The organism is Mesorhizobium qingshengii (assembly GCF_027563465.1).
Lineage (GTDB): Bacteria > Pseudomonadota > Alphaproteobacteria > Rhizobiales > Rhizobiaceae > Mesorhizobium > Mesorhizobium qingshengii_A.
Genome location: NZ_JAPFQA010000013.1, coordinates 71,098 through 87,163 on the forward strand (window position 1 = coordinate 71,098; position 16,066 = coordinate 87,163).

A 16,066-nucleotide genomic window follows, 5' to 3' on the forward strand; every position below is an offset into this window, starting at 1 on the left:
CGATTGTTTTCGCCACCGGGCTCCCGGCATCGGCGCACTAGCATCGGCAATGTTTCCGGACGATGTCGCGCCAACCCCTCCCGACACTTCATGTACTAGCAGAAAACTCAGGCAGCGCGTTCGCTATTCCAGCGGCTTCGTTAGCCGGGCGGGGAGCTGAAACAAAGTCGGCTTTTTCGCGACATCGTTCCGAAACAGGGGCGGCGCTAAACGCCCGCTCCCTGACGGCAGGTGCAAATCGTGCCCCGCCGCAACCCACCAGGACACCCCAGGAGCAACCCATGGATTGGTATTCCATCGTCAAATTCCTCCACGTCGTCTCGGCCATTCTGTGGGTCGGGGGCGGTTTCGTGCTGTTCCTGCTCGGCGTGCTTGCCGAGCGCGCGGGCAACATCGAGGAAAAGTTGCAGGCGATGCGCGCCAGCGGGCAGCTGGGCGGCAGGTTCTTCGCGCCTATGTCGATGCTGACCCTGATCTTCGGCCTCATCATGTGCAGCCTCTGGGTCGGCTTCTCCGATCTGTGGATCGTCATCGGTCTCGTCGGCTACGCAACAACCTTTTCGATCGGCATGTTCATCTTCAAGCCGACCGGCGAACGCATGGGCGCCATGATCGCCAAGGAGGGCATCACGCCCGCAGTCCTTGCCATCGGCCAGCGCATGATGAGCGCGGCGCGCTTCGACTATGCCGTGATGCTGGTGATCATCGCCGACATGGTGTTCAAGCCGACCGCGCATGACATCGGCATCCTTGCCGGCATGGTGCTGGTCGTCGTGGTGGGCGCCATGCTGGCCTTCGGCGGCAACCGTCGCCTCGTGCCGAGCGCCGCCTGACACCGCCGTAATGGCAGGGGCGGCTGGACAGCCGCCTCACCTGCTACATCAGGCCGGCGAGGCCGTCCCACAGCAGCTTCACCGCCACGACCGCCACGGTTGCGTAGGTGAAGGGATAGAAGGTTTCCGGCCGCATCCGCCGCACCAGCCACGCTCCGGCGATGGTCGACAGCGGCGCCAGCGGCATCAGCACCGCCGACGCCGTCAGATTGGCGGTGTCGAACTGGCCGAGCGCGAAATAGGGCACCAGCTTCAGCGCATTGGTGGCGGCAAAGAAGATCGCGGCGGTGCCCGACAGCACCTTGGGGTCGAGCCGGATCGGCAAGGCATAGACCTGGAAGGGCGGGCCGCCAACATGGGCGACGAAGCTGGTGAAGCCGGCCACGGTACCCCAGACGGCGGCGGCCGCGCGGTTGGGAGCCACCACATGGTCGACGCCATGACGAAACTGCAAATAGAGCCAGCGCAGGACGAAGATGATGGCGACGGCGCCGACGATCAGCCGCACCGCCTCTTCGGTGACGAGCGCCGCCGTCAGCCAGCCGAGGCCTATGCCGATGACGGCGCCCGGCATCATGTCGACCAGCATCTTGCGATCGTAGACACCCCACCATGTCCATACCGACACGACGTCCATCAGGCACAGGATCGGCAGCAGGATGGCCGCCGCCTGCACGGGCGGCATGGTCAGCGCCATCAGTGGCACGCCGATAAAACCGACAGCACCGCCGAAACCGCCCTTGGACAGGCCGACCAGAATGACCGCCGGTATGGCGGCCGCGTAGAACCACGGATCGAGAAGCAGGCCTGACATGGGAGGGGCTGGGCTGGAGGGAAGGCGCGTCGACACTTGAATAACCCAGAATCTTGAGCGGAGCGACAGCAAATATGAGCTTGGCCACGGCACGTCCGGCCGATGGCCGGCCTTTTACCTATCGGCGGGCGGAGACGGCACCATCCAGGCCTTCGACCGAACACCTGGGCTGCCATCCTGATCGCCGCCGCCGGCATGAATCTCGGCTGGATGCTGTGGAAGTCAAAAACGCCGGAGCAAAGTCCTCAAGCCAGCAGATAGAGTGCTGCCGATTTGCAACGCAAGAAGGACTCATGCAATGAAAGCCCAGCGCATGCGGTGGGTGGTGGCGTGGACGTCGGGACCTTTCAGAAACGGCTGTTGCCCCGCGAACGCATCTTGTGGAGCGGTCTTCCCGCGCAGGGCGTATTGTTCACCGGTCGCGACATGTTTCTCATTCCGTTCAGTCTGCTCTGGTGCGGGTTTGCAATTTTCTGGACCTATATGGCGACAAGGCAAGGTGCGCCGCTTTTCTTCGATGCGTGGGGCGGGATGTTCATCTGCATCGGGCTGTTCTTTGTCTTTGGCAGGTTTGCGCTCGACGCATGGTTGAGACGACGTATCTCTTATGCGGTCACGGACAAGCGCATTCTCATCATGCGCACCGCCCCTTTCTCCAATTTCACATCGATCGATCTGGAGCGTCTCCCCGATATCCAACTGACCGGCGAGGGCGCAAAGCGTGGCTATCTGCGTTTCGGGGCAGCGTCATCCCTCTTCGGAAATCCCGGGATGGGCGGTTGGTCCCAGTATCGCTATCAAGGTTTTGGCAGCTGGGCTCCGGCTCTTGACCCGGTTCCGCAATTTCTTGGCATCGAGGATCCGTCGAAAGTGTTCGACATCGTAATGAAAGCCAGCAACGCCCTTCGTTCCGATCGCCGGTCGTCGCCCGACAGCTAGCGCCTGTTCAATCCCGGCACTTTGCTCTATGCCGCAATCCAACCATCTTCGCCCGGCATAGGCGAAACCCGGGATCGAAGAACCATGAATGACGCCACGCCCCCCAATCGCTGCCGCATCGTGCTGATCGCGCCGCCCGGTGTGCCGGCGGCCCGTATCGCGGCCGCATTCGACGGTGGCGACGTCGCCTCGCTGATCCTGCCCGAGAACGGTATGGACGAAGCCTCCTTCCAGGCCTTTGCCGAACAGGTCGTGCCGGCCGCGCAGGCCGCGGGCGTGGCCGTGATCATCGCCGGCGACACCCGCATCGCGGGGCGTGTCCACGCCGATGGCATCCATGTCGAGGTTTCCAAGGCCGAACTCGCCGAGACGATCGAGCATTTCCAGGAAAAAATGATGGTCGGTGCCGGCGGCGCCAAGAAGCGCGACGACGCACTGGAACTCGGAGAGACACGGCCTGACTACATCTTCTTCGGCCGCTTCGGCTACGACAACAAGCCGGACCCGCATCCGCGCAACCTGTCGCTGGGTGAATGGTGGGCGCAGATGATCCAGATCCCGTGCATCGTCATGGCGGGATCCGATCTTGCTTCCGTCGAAACCGTGGCCGCCACCGGCGCCGAGTTCGTCGCGCTGTCGAGCGCGGTGTTCGCCGATGGCGTCGACCCGAAAACGGCAGTCGCTCAAGCCAACGCGCTGCTCGACGAAACCGCGCCGCGTTTCGAGGATTGACGTGGCTCTGGCGAGGCTTCCCTTTCAGGCCCTGCTTGCGGCGGTCATGATTCAGGCGGCCGCCGCCGAAACGATTCCCTTGCCGCAGCCCAAGCCGGAACTCGGCGTGCACACCGACAAACCGATCGACAAACCGCTGCCGCAGCCCGCCACCACGACCGAGCCGGCTCCGCTGCCGTCGGCCGACGCCATCAATCCTGACCGCTTCGGGGCCAAGCCGGCCGACGCCGCCTATGGCGCCTTCCAGCGCGGTCTTTACAAGACCGCCTACAACCTCGCGCTGATCCGCGCCCAAAACGGCGACCCGGCGGCGCAGACGCTGGTGGCCGAGATCCTGTCGCGCGGGCTTGGTGTGCCGCTGAATGCCGCGGAAGCGGCCAAATGGTATGCGCTTGCCGCCGAGCAGGGCGTGCCTGAATCGCAATTCCAGTATGCGCTGATGCTGCTCGACGGCCGCTACGTCAAGAAGGACGAGAAGGGGGCCTATGCGTTGATGCAGGCCGCCGCCGAAGCCGGCAACCGCCTCGCGCAGTTCAATTTCGCGCAGATGCTGGTCCAGCAGGATCCCGGCGACGCCGGCATCGCCAAGGCGGTTTCCTACTATGAGCGCGCCGCCGCGACCGGCCTTGCCGACGCGCAATATGCGATGTCCCAGGTTTACGCCAACGGCGTCGGCGGCAAGCCGCGCGACGATGCCCAGGCCAGGCGCCTGCTGGCACAGGCCGCGCGACAGAACTACGACACCGCGCAGATCGATCTCGCCGCCTGGATGATCGAGGGCCGCGGTGGTGCGCGCGACCTGAAATCCGCCTTCGGCTGGATGAAGCAAGCGGCGGAGGGCGGCAATATTGCCGCCCAGAATCGCCTCGCCAAACTCTATATGCAAGGCATCGGCACCGATCCGGACCTTGTCCTTGCCGGCGCCTGGTACATCGTCGCCCGCCGCGCCGGTCTCATCGATCCGCAGATGGACGATTTCCTGCAGGGATTGAGCGACGACGAGACCAAGCAGGCATTGCAGAAGGCGAACCGCCTGCCCTGACGGCGGTTCTCACTGTCCCTGTGCGTGATCGAGGACAACCTTGCCGAAGGGCGAGCCATGCTCGAGGTGATGAAAGGCCGCCGCCGCCTGACCCCATGGGAAGACCCGGTCGATCACCGGCCTCAACCGATTAACGGCAATTGCCCTGTTCATGGCCTCGAAGGATTCGCGCGAGCCGACCGGTATGCCGCGTGCCGTCGCCTGGCGGCGAAAGATATCGAGCGGATTGACCGACCCCTCGCTGCCGCCGAGATAGCCGATGACGTTGATCTGGGCGCCACGCGCCGAGGCCCTGAGCGACTGCGCTAAGCTTTGCGGTCCGCCGACTTCGATGATGTGGTCGGCACCACGACCATCGGTCAGTGCCAGCACCGCTTTCGCCCAGTCCGGATCGCTGCGGTAGTTGATGCCGTCATGCGCGCCAAGCGCCTTTGCCCGCATGAGTCTGTCGTCGCTGCTTGACGTGACGATGACACGTGCGCCAGCTGCCGCGGCGAACTGCACCGCAAACAGCGAGACGCCACCAGTGCCTAGACTGAGCACGGTCTCGCCCGGCTTCAGCCGGCCTTCGGTGAACAGCGCGTGCCAGGCCGTGACCGCGGCGCAAGGCAATGTCGCCGCTTCGCTATCGCTCATATGTGGCGGCGCAAGCACGGCTGCCTGTTCGTCCAGCCGCGCGAACTCGCTGAGCAAACCATCGACCGGACCACCGCGCTGATAGAACGGCTCGGCCATGGCGAAGCTGCCACCGACCCAGCGCTGCCAGAACGTACCGCAGACACGGTCGCCGACCTCGAAGCGGGTCACTTCGGCGCCAACCGCGACAACTTCGCCCACACCGTCCGAAAGCGGTATCAGCGGCAGCGCAAAGGCGGTGTGGTAGCTGCCACGGGCGATCTCTACGTCACGGTAGTTGAGCGCGGTTGCCTTGACCTTGATGATCATCTCCTGGCGGCCCGGATCCGGCATCGGCAGCTCGACCAGTCGGAGATTGTCGATGCCGCCAGGGGCCTGCAATTCGATTGCTTTCATTGTCTTCCCTTCCTTCTGGAAATCCGTCGGAAGGAAAATCGCTTGCCAGCACCCCGATTTCAAATTCATAATAATCAGAATAATTATGCATCAGGAGCATTTTTGGAATGCTGGAGGAACTGCGTACGCTTGTTCTCTTCGCCGAGGAAGGTTCCATCCAGAATGTGGCCCGCCGCCTGCCTTTGACACAGCCGGCCGTCACCCGGCAGATGCAGCGGCTGGAGGATATGCTCGGGACGACGCTTCTCGATCGCCGGCAGAAGCCGCCACGCCTGACCGGGGCGGGATTGGAGGTGCTGGCGCGCGCAAAGGACATACTGGCTTCGGTCGAGGCTTTGAAAGCGTTCGCCGCTGAAGCCGAGCCGCAGGGCGTGCTGCGTGTCGGCCTGGCGCATGGCTTGTCCGATGCGAGCGTTGCGGGCGCTATCGCAGGCGCGGCCGGTGCGTTTCCAAGAATATCGTTGCGGCTCAAGACCGGCTGGAGCGCGGAGCTCATCGAGCAGTTCGAACGCGGTCAACTCGATATGGCGATCGTTCTGCGACCTGCCGATCATCAACGCTCGGACGCGCTCGGCACCGAACGTCTCTGCATCATAGCGCAGGCTGGCGGCACCGAACCCCATCTCACGGACGCTCGGACTCCCATGCCTTGGGTTCTGAGCCCCGAGCCGTGCGACGCGCGTCAGAGGCTCCTCTCCAGTTTGGGCGGCGAACGGCATCGTCTCGTTGTCGCGGCGGAAATCCAGGACCCGGCGATGCAGATGGAATGGGTACGTCGGGGACACGGCCTCGGCCTCATGCCGTTGCGGCTCGCGGCGCGAGGACTTCCCGACGGGCTCGCGCTTGTCGATCTCGAAGATGTCGACCTTTCATTGCAGGTCGTGGCACTGCGCGCTCCGCATCTCAACCGGCTGGCGAAGGCCGTGGAGGCCATTGCAGAGGCCGTCGGCGAAGCCATGAAAATGGAGGCATGATGCCGGCTGGCCGGCTGGAGCGGGTCCGGCGTCCCTTGCCTCTTCAGGCGATTTGTGGTCTTGGGAGCCCGAAATCGCTTTCCCAGCGAACATCTCATTCCCGGATCACCGCATCATGGCCAAGATCAATGGCAACGAAATCCGTCCCGGCTTCGTCATCGAACACGATGGCGGCCTCTGGGTGGCGGTCAGGACCAACACCGTCAAGCCTGGCAAGGGCGGCGCCTACAACCAGGTCGAGCTGAAGAACTTGATCAACGGCACCAAGCTCAACGAGCGCTTTCGCTCGGCCGAAACGGTCGAGCAGATCAGGCTCGACCTGAAGGATTTTTCCTTCCTCTACGCGCAGGAAGACGCGCTGGTGTTCATGGACACCCAGAGCTACGAGCAGCTCGAACTGAACAAGGACTTCGTCGGCGATCGCGCCGCCTTCCTGCAGGACGGCATGATGGTGACGGTCCAGCTTTACGAGGACCGGCCGATCGGCATTTCCTTGCCTGACTATGTGACGCTGACCATCACCGAGGCGGACCCGGTAGTGAAGGGCCAGACGGCGGCTTCATCCTACAAGCCGGCGGTGTTGGAGAACGGCATCCGCGTGCTCGTGCCGCCATTCATCGGCGCCGGCGAGCGCATCATCGTCGACACCAACGAAATCACTTACGTTCGCCGCGCCGACTGATGCATGTCGCCCAAAAGTGGCCCCGGTTTTGGGTCACCGACATGCATCACAGAGCTTGAAGCGCAGCAGCAGGAAGAAGCACGATGGCACGCTCAGCCCTTCTCAACGTCATGGTCCAGGCCGCAATGAAGGCCGGCCGCTCGCTGTCGCGCGACTTCGGCGAGGTCCAGAACCTGCAGGTCTCGATGAAAGGGCCGGGCGACTATGTCAGCCAGGCCGACCGCAAGGCCGAGGACATCGTCTTTGCCGAGCTGTCGAAGGCACGGCCGGGCTATTCCTTCCTGATGGAGGAACGCGGCACGGTGGAAGGCGATGACAGCCAGCACCGCTGGATCGTCGACCCGCTCGACGGCACCACCAATTTCCTGCATGGCATTCCGCTCTTTGCCGTCTCTATCGCATTGGAGCGCCAAGGACAGATCGTCGCCGGCGTCATCTACAATCCGGCGATGGACGAGCTCTACACCGCCGAACGCGGCGGCGGCGCCTTCATGAACGACCGCCGCCTGCGGGTCGCCGGCCGCATCAAGCTGGTCGACACGGTCATTGGTTGCGGCATGCCGCATCTGGGACGCGGCCACCACGGCAATTTCCTTGTCGAGTTGCGCAACGTCATGGCCGAGGTCTCCGGCGTCCGCCGCCTCGGCTCCGCCTCGCTCGATCTTGCCTATGTCGCCGCCGGCCGCATGGATGGCTTCTGGGAAACCGGCCTGTCGGCCTGGGACATCGCCGCCGGCCTTCTGCTGATCCGCGAGGCGGGTGGTTTCGTTTCGGACATGGATGGCGGACAGGACATGCTCGACAATGGCTCGGTGGTCGCCGGCAACGAGGTCATCCAGCGCGCTTTGCTCAAGGTCGTGAAGAAGCCGTTCACGCCGCGCTGACGGGCACGCCGCGCTGAAGCGCCGCAGTCGTAAAACCGCCAACAAGACTTGAAATACTGCCTGGCGACCGCCCAGATTGGGGCACGGCGCAGGAACCCGGCAGTGTGAAAGACGTCAAGCCCCACCCCGACATCCCGTTCATCGGACGCTGGCACTATTCGCGCGCCGAGATGATCGCCGACGGTATCGTCCATGCCGTCGGCATCGTGCTGGCGATAGCGGCCGGTTCGGCACTGCTGGCGCTGGCGGCCTTTCGTGTCGGGCCGGGCGAATACATTGCCGCCGCCTTCTATGTGGTTTCGCTGCTCACCGTGCTGTCGGTGTCGCTGACCTACAATTTGTGGCCGGTGTCATCACCGAAGAAATGGGTCCTGCGGCGCTTCGATCACGCCGCGATCTATCTGCTGATCGCCGGAACCTACACGCCTTTCCTGGCCCAGCTCGGCGGCTCGCCGCTGGCAGGCTGGATGATTGTCCTCGTCTGGAGCGCAGCGGCGCTGGGCATCGCCATCAAGGTGTTCTTTCCCGGCCGGTTCGACCGGCTGGCCATCGTCTTCTATCTCGCCATCGGCTGGAGCGGCATCATCCTGGCAAAGCCGCTTGTCCAGACGCTGCCGACGGCATCGCTCGCGCTCATCGTCGCTGGCGGCATCGTCTATTCCTGCGGCGTCATCTTCTTCGCCTGGAAGGGGCTGCGCTTCCACAATGCGCTGTGGCACGGCTTCGTCGTCACCGGCGCCGGCCTGCATCTGGCCGCCATGGTCGATTGTCTGGTGATCAACCGCCTCTGACCTGGCGCGCGACCCCGGAAACCGATTTGCGATCGAACGCACGTCGCACCGAGCCGGGCGGCAATATTGCCAAGCGCCATTCAATTTGGTCACAATTCCGTTTAGAGTCGCGTTCAACCTGATCGGCGGCGGCATCGGAAACGGGGCACGGATGGCTTTTCTCAAATCCTTCGGCGTGGGCAGACGTTCTGATGTCCTGATCTACGACCCGCACAAGCTGTCGAGTCCGCAGGTCTTCCTGCTGACCATGGTGATCTTCCTGGCCATCGTGGCGTTCATTGCCGCGATCCTGACCCGCCAGATCTCGACGGCCTTCGGCAGCAATCCCGGTCTCAACGGCCTGATCGTCGGCGTGCTGGTGGTCGGCATCCTGCTTGCCTTCGCCCAGGTCGGGCGGCTGTTTCGCGAAGTGCGCTGGGTCAACTCCTTCCGCGCCGGCTCGGAAACCACCGAACCGGTGTTGCTGGCGCCGATGAAAGCCATGCTCGGCCGCTCGTCGTCGATGGCTTTTTCGACCAGTTCGATGCGCACCATGCTCGATTCCATCGCCACGCGCCTGGATGAAAGCCGCGACACCTCGCGCTATCTCGTCGGCCTGCTGGTGTTCCTCGGCCTGCTCGGCACCTTCTGGGGCCTCTTGAACACCATCGGCTCGATCCGCGAGACCATCGAATCGCTCGACCCGGGCACGGGTGACGCCGCCGCGGTGCTCGATTCGCTCAAGCAGGGGCTTTCCGCGCCGCTGGCCGGCATGGGCACCGCCTTCTCGTCCTCGCTGTTTGGCCTGTCCGGCTCGCTGGTGCTCGGTTTCCTCGACCTGCAGGCCGGCCGCGCCCAGACGCGTTTCTACACCGAGCTTGAAAACTGGCTGTCCTCGGTCACCGACCTGTCGTCCGACATCGTCGTTTCCGACCCGGCCAAGACCGAATCCTCGGATGAGATTCGTGTGCTGTCCGAACGGCTGCGCAGCATGCAGGAGAATGGCGGCGGCTCCAACCCGCGCGTCGCCACCGCCATGGCCAATCTCGCCGACGGCATTTCCGGCCTGGTCAAGAACATGCGCTCGGAACAGCAGATCATGCGCGACTGGGTCGAGGCCCAGTCCGACGAGCAGAAGGCGATGCGCAACACGTTGGAGAAGATCGCCGATGCCCTGAAGAAGCCCGGGGTGCACTGACGTGGCGCTCGCCAGGGGCCGGCGCACCGATCGCCGCATCGACTATTGGCCGGGCTTCGTCGACGCGCTGTCGACGCTGCTCCTGGCCATCATGTTCCTGCTCACGGTCTTCGTGCTGGCGCAATTCCTGCTCGGCCGCGAAATCTCCGGCAAGGATACGGCGCTCTCGCGTCTCAACTCGCAGATCAACGAACTGACCCAGCTTCTGGCTCTGGAGCGCTCGACGGCGCAGGACAAGGATGATTCGCTGGCCAATCTGCAGGCATCGCTGTCGGCGGCGGAAGCCGAGAAGAGCCGCCTCGAACAATTGCTGGCGCAAGGCGCGGGCGCCGGCGACGCCGCCAACCAGCGTGCGGCGGAGCTGGGCGGCGAACTCGACAACCAGCGCCAGATCAGCCAGCAGGCGCTGAGCCAGGTCGAGATCCTCAACCAGCAGATCGCGGCACTGCGCAAGCAGATCGGCGCGCTTGAGGATGCGCTCAACGTGTCCGAAACGCGCGACCGCGATTCCAACACCAAGATCGCCGATCTCGGCCGCCGCCTGAACGTGGCCCTTGCGCAGCGCGTGCAGGAACTGAACCGCTACCGCTCCGACTTCTTCGGGCGCTTGCGCGAAATCCTCGCCGACCGCGAGAACATCCGCATCGTCGGCGACCGCTTCGTCTTCCAGTCGGAAGTGCTGTTTCCGACCGGCTCCGAAGAGATCAACGATGCCGGCAAGGTCGAGATGAAGAAACTCGCCGACGCCATCATCGAGTTGCAGAAGGAAATTCCCCCGGAGATCAACTGGGTGCTGCGCGTCGACGGCCATACCGACAACAAGCCGCTCTCCGGCACCGGTCGCTACCGCGACAACTGGGAGCTGTCGACGGCGCGTTCGACCTCGGTGGTGAAGTTCCTGATCGAGAACGGCGTACCGGCCAACCGGTTGGTCGCCGCCGGCTTCGGCGAGTTCCAGCCGCTCGACCCCGCCGACACCGAAGAGGCGCGCAACAAGAACCGCCGTATTGAACTGAAGCTCACCGAACGTTGATTTCTCATCACGCGAACTCACGCGAATTTGTTCGCCGGCTCAACTCTAGGGCGCAGGCCGGAGCCGGCAAGGCCTGAAAAGATTATCTTTTTTTAATTACACTTCGCGCCGACGCGCCCCTAGCTTGCCGCGCAGGGCCGAGAACCGCCGGCGATGCCTCCCATCGCGACGCGACGGAACTGGACGACCCAAACGGTCGGAAGGCGAGGCGGCGCGACCGCTCCCTTCCCAGCAGGAGGAAGCGCCCCATGCGCACATCAGCATCTCTCAAGACTGCAACGCTTGCCGCAGTTCTCATTGTCGCCCCGCTCGCCGGCGCCTATGCCGCCGGTCATCACAAGGGCGCTCTGGACGCGAGCGACCCGACTGACCTGACGGGCCCGCGTGTCGAGGCCCTTATTGAACAGGTCCAGGGCGTCCACCAGGGCATAGTCGACGCCAGGCAGGCCAACAACATCACCCCGGCCGTGGCGGAGCGCCTGGAAATGCGCACCGCCCGCATCAGCCAGGCGGCCGAGAAGATAGCCGCGTCCGATCACGGCAGGATACCGGCGGCGCAATACCATGACCTGCTGCGCCGGCTCGACAATGTCGACCAAAGGCTGATGGTCGACACCGGCAGCGGCTTCATGATCGGCGATGGCTCCGACGGCGGAAACTACCCGAACGGCTGAGACCGGCTATTTGCAGCGCGCGTTCTTGCCGATGCGCATGATCCGACCGAAATCGGTTCCGATTTCGGTCCATGCAACAGGAAGGGACCACCTGGCGCCTTCGGGACCCCAATCCCGCGGGCGTCCTTTTTCCCTACCAGCCAAGCCAGACCGCGATCAGGGCAAGCACCGCCGGCACGGTCTGGATGAACAGGATCTTGCGACCAACCGTCGCCGCGCCATAGAGGCCGGCAATGGCCACGCACAACAGGAAGAAGACCTTGACCTGGAAACCACCCGCGCCCAGGGTGAGGCCCCAGATCAGGCCGGCGGCGAGGAAGCCGTTGTAGAGCCCCTGGTTGGCGGCGAGCACCTTCGAAGCGCTGGCGAACTCCGGCGTCAGATTGAATGCCTTGTGTCCGCTCGGCGTGTCCCACAGCACCATCTCGAGATAGACGATGTAGACATGGATCAAGGCCACCAGCCCGACCAGGATGTTGCCGATCATCTTGTTCCCCCTTCATGTGTCGCCGTCAGCATTTCACGCGCGGCCTCACCTGCGCAAGACGCATCCGCCGCGCGGAGCCGCAGGGTTGCAAACGTCTTTGCGTTGGTATCTTTTCGCGCCGTCCCCAATCACGGAAGCCGCCATGTCCTTTCAGAAACTCGATGACCTCGGCCACAAACTCGAAGCGCTGGAGCATGCGCTGGCCATCCTCGGCGCCGATGAAGCGACCCATATGGCCGTCGGCGGTGGCGAGAAGCGCGCCGAGGCGATGGCGGCACTTGCCGGCATGTATCACACCAGGGCGACGGCGCCGGAAATCGCCGACTGGATCGCCGCCGCCGAGGGCGAGACGCTCGGCGAAGAGCAACGGGCGGCTCTCGCCGAATTGCGGCGGCAGTACACCAACCTGACCTGCCTGCCGGTCGAATTCGTCGAACGTCAGACGACGGCGCGCATGCGTTGCGAGCAATTGTGGCGCGACCTGCGCGCCAAGAACGATTGGGCCGGCTTCCAGCCGGCGCTCGAGGGCGTGGTGGCGCTGGTGCGCGAGGAGGCCGCCTTGCGCGCCGATGTCCTCGGTCTCGCCCCCTATGACGCGCTCATGGAGCAATACGACCCCGGCAACCGCACCGCCGACATCACCCCTGTCTTCACCGACCTGAAAGCTTTCCTCAGGGGTTTCGTGCCGGAGGCACTGGCGATGCAGGAAGCGCGGTTGCGCAAGCACCCGCTGAAGCCGCTTTCGGGGACCTATGCGATCGACCGGCAGCGCGAACTCGGCCTTGCCATGATGGCCGCGGTCGGTTTCGACCTGACACATGGTTCGCTGTCCGTATCGCACCACCCTTTCTGCGGCGGCGTACCCAGCGACGTGCGCATCACCACTCGCTACAAGACCTCCGACTTCCTGTCGGCGCTGATGGGCGTGCTGCACGAGACAGGCCATGCGCTATACGAACAGAACCTGCCCAAGGCATGGTCGCACTGGCCGCTCGGCAAGGCGCGCGGCATGGCCGTGCATGAAAGCCAGAGCCTGTTCGTCGAAAAGCAGGTCGGCCGCAACCCTGCCTTCTGGCGCTGGGCGCTGCCGGTGGTCGAAAGGCATCTCGGCGAAGCCTGGTCGCTCGACGACATCCTGCCGCATGTGCATCGCGTCGAACGCGGCCTGATCCGTGTAGATGCCGACGAGGTGACCTATCCCCTCCATGTCATCCTGCGCTACGAGCTAGAGCAGGAACTCGTCTCGGGCAGGCTGGAGGTGGCTGATCTCCCCGAAGCGTGGGATGCCAAGATGCGCGACTATCTCGGCCTTTCCACCATAGACAATCCGGCCGACGGGCCGATGCAGGATGTTCATTGGCCGGGCGCCGCCTTCGGCTACTTCCCCTCCTACACGCTGGGCGCGATGATGGCGGCCCAGCAATGGGCGGCGCTGACAAGGGACCATCCGTCCGCTGATGGCGACCTCGCCAGGGGAGATTTCGAGGCGATCAACGCCTGGCGGCGCGACAGGATCTGGTCGCAGGGGTCGCGCTGGTCGACGCCGGACCTGCTCGAGCGCGCCACCGGTGAGAAGCTCAACGCCACGTATTTCACCGATCATCTGCGCAAACGGTATGGAACCGCGTGAAGCTATGGGTGGAACCGCCAGGCCAATAGCGCCTGCCTACTCGGCCGCCCCCCTGAAGGCGCTTGCACCGGTTTCGAACTGCAGCTTCGCCAGCCGCGCATAGATGCCGCCCTTGGCGACGAGGCTCTTGTGCGTGCCTTCCTCGACAATGCTGCCGCCGTCCATGACCAGGATCCTGTCGGCTTTCAGCACCGTTGCCAGGCGGTGCGCGATGACGATGGTGGTGCGGCCTTGCATCAGCCGCTCCAGCGCCATCTGCACCAGCGTCTCGCTTTCGGCGTCGAGCGCCGAAGTCGCCTCGTCGAGCAGCAGGATCGGTGCGTCGCGCAGGATGGCGCGGGCGATCGCCACCCGCTGGCGCTGGCCGCCGGACAGCGTCACGCCACGCTCGCCGACCTGGCTGTCGTAGCCTTTTTCAAGCTTGAGGATGAACTCGTCGGCCAGCGCATCCTTGGCCGCCGCCTCGATCTCGGCCTCGCTGGCCCCCGGCCGGCCGAAGCCGATATTGTCGCGCGCGCTCGCCGCGAAGATGGTGACATCCTGCGGCACGATGGCGATGCGTTGCCTGATGGCGATGGGATCGGCCTCGCGCACGTCGACGCCGTCGATCACGATCCTGCCGGTCTCGGGATCGTAGAAGCGCAGGATCAGCGAAAACACGGTGCTCTTGCCAGCGCCCGAAGGCCCGACGATCGCCACCGTCTCGCCGGGCTTGACCTGAAAGCTCAGGCCATGGACGGCGGCCCGGTCGGGCCTGGCAGGATATGAGAACGACACATCGTCGAAAGTGATCGCCCCTCCCGCCTTCGCCGGCAGCGGCCGCGGATCGGCTGGCGCCTGGATCGCCGGCTTCTCGGCCAGGATCTCGGTCAGCCGTTCGGCGGCGCCCGCTGCCTGGGCGAGTTCACCCCACACTTCCGACAGCGCGCCGAGCGCGCCGGCCGCGAACACCGAATAGAGCAGGAACTGGCCGAGCGTGCCCGGCGACAGCGTGCCGTCGAGCACGTCGCGCGAGCCGAACCACAGCACCGCCACGACAGAGGAAAAGATCATGAAGATGGCGAAGAAGGTAAGGAACGAACGGGCAAAGATCGAGGCCCGCGCCGCGTCGAAAGCGGCCTCCACGGCGGACGAAAAGCGGCCGGTGACCAGCCTTTCATTGGTGAAGGCCTGCAGCGTGCGCACCGCGCCGATCTGCTCGCTGGCATAGGCTGTCGCATTGGCCAGAGTGTCCTGCGCCAGCCGTGATTTTCGCCGCACCGAGCGGCCGAAGGCGACCAGCGGCAACACGATGACCGGGATCGCGGCGATGACCAGGCCCGACAGCTTCGGGCTGGTGAAGACCATCATCGCCACGGCGCCAAGGCCGAGGATGACATTGCGCAGCGCCACCGAAGCGGTCGCCCCCACGGCCGACTTGATCTGCGTCGTGTCGGCGGCGAGCCGCGACACGATCTCCCCCGACTGCGCGGTGTCGAAGAAGGATGGCGACAGGGTTGTCACATGGCTGAACACATCGCTGCGGATATCGGCGACAACGCGCTCGCCGAGCGTGATGACGAAATAGTAACGGCAGGCCGACGCAGCCGCCAGCACAGCGGCCATCACCACCAGCATGCCGAAATATTCGGCGATGAAGCTGGAATCCGACGCCGAAAAGCCGTGGTCGATCATCCGCCGCACCGCCAGCGGCAAGGCCAGCGTCGTCGCCGCCGCAACGGCCAGCGAGATGACCGCGCCGATGACCAGTTTCCGGTAGCGGGTGAGATAGGGGAACAGGCGCCTGAGCGGCTTGAGCGAGCGTCGGCGCTCGTCTGCATCGCCACTGATATCCGCCATGACCGTTTCCTCTGGCCCCTTTGCGTGCGCGCCATCAATATGCGCTTGTCGCGGCCTTGTGATTCAATTCCGGCTGATGTATAGGCTCGCCGACCGTTTTAGAAGCCGTGGCTCCTCAATAGCTGCGGCTTCGAGTTTTAAAAAGGGGCGCATCGACGCAGGCTCTGTGCCCGTGAGCCACGCCAGCAAGCCAGGAACCGAACCATGAAGACCGACATCCATCCCGACTACCACACCATCAAGGTCGTCATGACCGACGGCACCGAATACATGACCCGTTCGACCTGGGGCAAGGAAGGCGATACGATGAACCTCGATATCGACCCGACCACCCACCCGGCCTGGACCGGCGGCCAGCAGACCCTGCTCGACCGCGGCGGCCGTCTGTCGAAGTTCAAGAAGCGCTTCGAAGGTTTCGGCCTCTAAGCCCACTGAAGCCTTGTCGAGATCAAGAACCCGCCCTCGTGGCGGGTTTTTTGTTGTGACCAAGGTAGATCGCCTCA

17 protein-coding genes are annotated in these 16,066 nt (G+C 64.3%); 13 read left to right on the top strand and 4 right to left on the bottom strand.

The features are described from left to right. The first annotated feature begins 281 nt into the window (after positions 1–281). The gene (locus OOJ09_RS23850; protein ID WP_269907555.1) at positions 282–833 is read left to right on the top strand and encodes a DUF2269 family protein; all 552 of its coding nucleotides are present in this window, start codon (positions 282–284) and stop codon (positions 831–833) included. A 43-nt stretch (positions 834–876) separates the two neighbouring features. Here the strand turns inward: OOJ09_RS23850 and OOJ09_RS23855 are convergent, their stop codons facing one another. Then, entirely contained in the window at positions 877–1,647 is a 771-nt protein-coding gene (locus OOJ09_RS23855) for a sulfite exporter TauE/SafE family protein (RefSeq protein ID WP_269907556.1), read from the bottom strand. A gap of 273 nt (positions 1,648–1,920) precedes the next feature. Between OOJ09_RS23855 and OOJ09_RS23860 the strand changes: the two genes are divergently transcribed. From OOJ09_RS23860 to OOJ09_RS23870, 3 genes are all read left to right on the top strand, one after another. Next, the gene (locus OOJ09_RS23860; protein ID WP_269907557.1) at positions 1,921–2,586 is read left to right on the top strand and encodes a PH domain-containing protein; all 666 of its coding nucleotides are present in this window, start codon (positions 1,921–1,923) and stop codon (positions 2,584–2,586) included. A gap of 84 nt (positions 2,587–2,670) precedes the next feature. After that, entirely contained in the window at positions 2,671–3,318 is a 648-nt protein-coding gene (locus OOJ09_RS23865; protein WP_269907558.1) for a thiamine phosphate synthase, read from the top strand. A 1-nt stretch (position 3,319) separates the two neighbouring features. Beyond that, positions 3,320–4,360 (top strand): tetratricopeptide repeat protein, encoded by a 1,041-nt coding sequence (locus OOJ09_RS23870; protein WP_269907559.1) that lies wholly within the window; start codon positions 3,320–3,322, stop codon positions 4,358–4,360. 9 nt (positions 4,361–4,369) lie between these two features. On the opposite strand, the gene OOJ09_RS23875 is transcribed toward OOJ09_RS23870, so the two are convergent. Next, complete coding sequence (locus OOJ09_RS23875; RefSeq protein ID WP_269907560.1) at positions 4,370–5,392, bottom strand: zinc-dependent alcohol dehydrogenase family protein; 1,023 nt, start codon at positions 5,390–5,392, stop codon at positions 4,370–4,372. A gap of 107 nt (positions 5,393–5,499) precedes the next feature. Here OOJ09_RS23875 and OOJ09_RS23880 point away from each other — a divergent pair, with 107 nt between their 5' ends. The 7 genes from OOJ09_RS23880 (at position 5,500) to OOJ09_RS23910 (ending at position 11,607) form a co-directional block, all read left to right on the top strand. Next, positions 5,500–6,366 (top strand): LysR family transcriptional regulator, encoded by an 867-nt coding sequence (locus tag OOJ09_RS23880; protein ID WP_269907561.1) that lies wholly within the window; start codon positions 5,500–5,502, stop codon positions 6,364–6,366. Between the two features lie 115 nt (positions 6,367–6,481). After that, entirely contained in the window at positions 6,482–7,048 is a 567-nt protein-coding gene (efp, locus tag OOJ09_RS23885) for an elongation factor P (RefSeq protein WP_091578946.1), read from the top strand. A gap of 83 nt (positions 7,049–7,131) precedes the next feature. Beyond that, complete coding sequence (locus OOJ09_RS23890) at positions 7,132–7,932, top strand: inositol monophosphatase family protein (protein WP_269907562.1); 801 nt, start codon at positions 7,132–7,134, stop codon at positions 7,930–7,932. A 104-nt stretch (positions 7,933–8,036) separates the two neighbouring features. Then, positions 8,037–8,723 (top strand): PAQR family membrane homeostasis protein TrhA, encoded by a 687-nt coding sequence (trhA, locus tag OOJ09_RS23895; RefSeq protein ID WP_269907563.1) that lies wholly within the window; start codon positions 8,037–8,039, stop codon positions 8,721–8,723. A 151-nt stretch (positions 8,724–8,874) separates the two neighbouring features. Continuing rightward, entirely contained in the window at positions 8,875–9,900 is a 1,026-nt protein-coding gene (locus OOJ09_RS23900; RefSeq protein WP_269907564.1) for a MotA/TolQ/ExbB proton channel family protein, read from the top strand. A 1-nt stretch (position 9,901) separates the two neighbouring features. Further along, entirely contained in the window at positions 9,902–10,933 is a 1,032-nt protein-coding gene (locus OOJ09_RS23905; protein ID WP_269907565.1) for a peptidoglycan -binding protein, read from the top strand. Positions 10,934–11,181: 248 nt separating this feature from the next. After that, positions 11,182–11,607 (top strand): hypothetical protein, encoded by a 426-nt coding sequence (locus OOJ09_RS23910; protein ID WP_269907566.1) that lies wholly within the window; start codon positions 11,182–11,184, stop codon positions 11,605–11,607. Between the two features lie 133 nt (positions 11,608–11,740). On the opposite strand, the gene OOJ09_RS23915 is transcribed toward OOJ09_RS23910, so the two are convergent. Next, positions 11,741–12,094, bottom strand: a complete 354-nt coding sequence (locus OOJ09_RS23915) for a DUF1304 domain-containing protein (RefSeq protein WP_269907567.1) — start codon at positions 12,092–12,094, stop codon at positions 11,741–11,743. A gap of 142 nt (positions 12,095–12,236) precedes the next feature. Here OOJ09_RS23915 and OOJ09_RS23920 point away from each other — a divergent pair, with 142 nt between their 5' ends. Next, positions 12,237–13,724 (top strand): carboxypeptidase M32, encoded by a 1,488-nt coding sequence (locus OOJ09_RS23920; RefSeq protein WP_269907568.1) that lies wholly within the window; start codon positions 12,237–12,239, stop codon positions 13,722–13,724. 36 nt (positions 13,725–13,760) lie between these two features. Here OOJ09_RS23920 and OOJ09_RS23925 read toward each other — a convergent pair whose 3' ends face one another. Further along, positions 13,761–15,563 carry an ABC transporter transmembrane domain-containing protein gene (locus OOJ09_RS23925; RefSeq protein ID WP_269907569.1) on the bottom strand — a complete coding sequence of 601 codons (1,803 nt, stop codon included), beginning with the start codon at positions 15,561–15,563 and terminating at the stop codon, positions 13,761–13,763. Between the two features lie 204 nt (positions 15,564–15,767). On the opposite strand from OOJ09_RS23925, the gene rpmE reads away from it, so the two are divergent. After that, positions 15,768–15,989: a 50S ribosomal protein L31 gene (rpmE, locus tag OOJ09_RS23930; protein WP_006327661.1), complete on the top strand. Its 222-nt coding sequence runs from the start codon at positions 15,768–15,770 to the stop codon at positions 15,987–15,989. Positions 15,990–16,066: the final 77 nt, after the last annotated feature.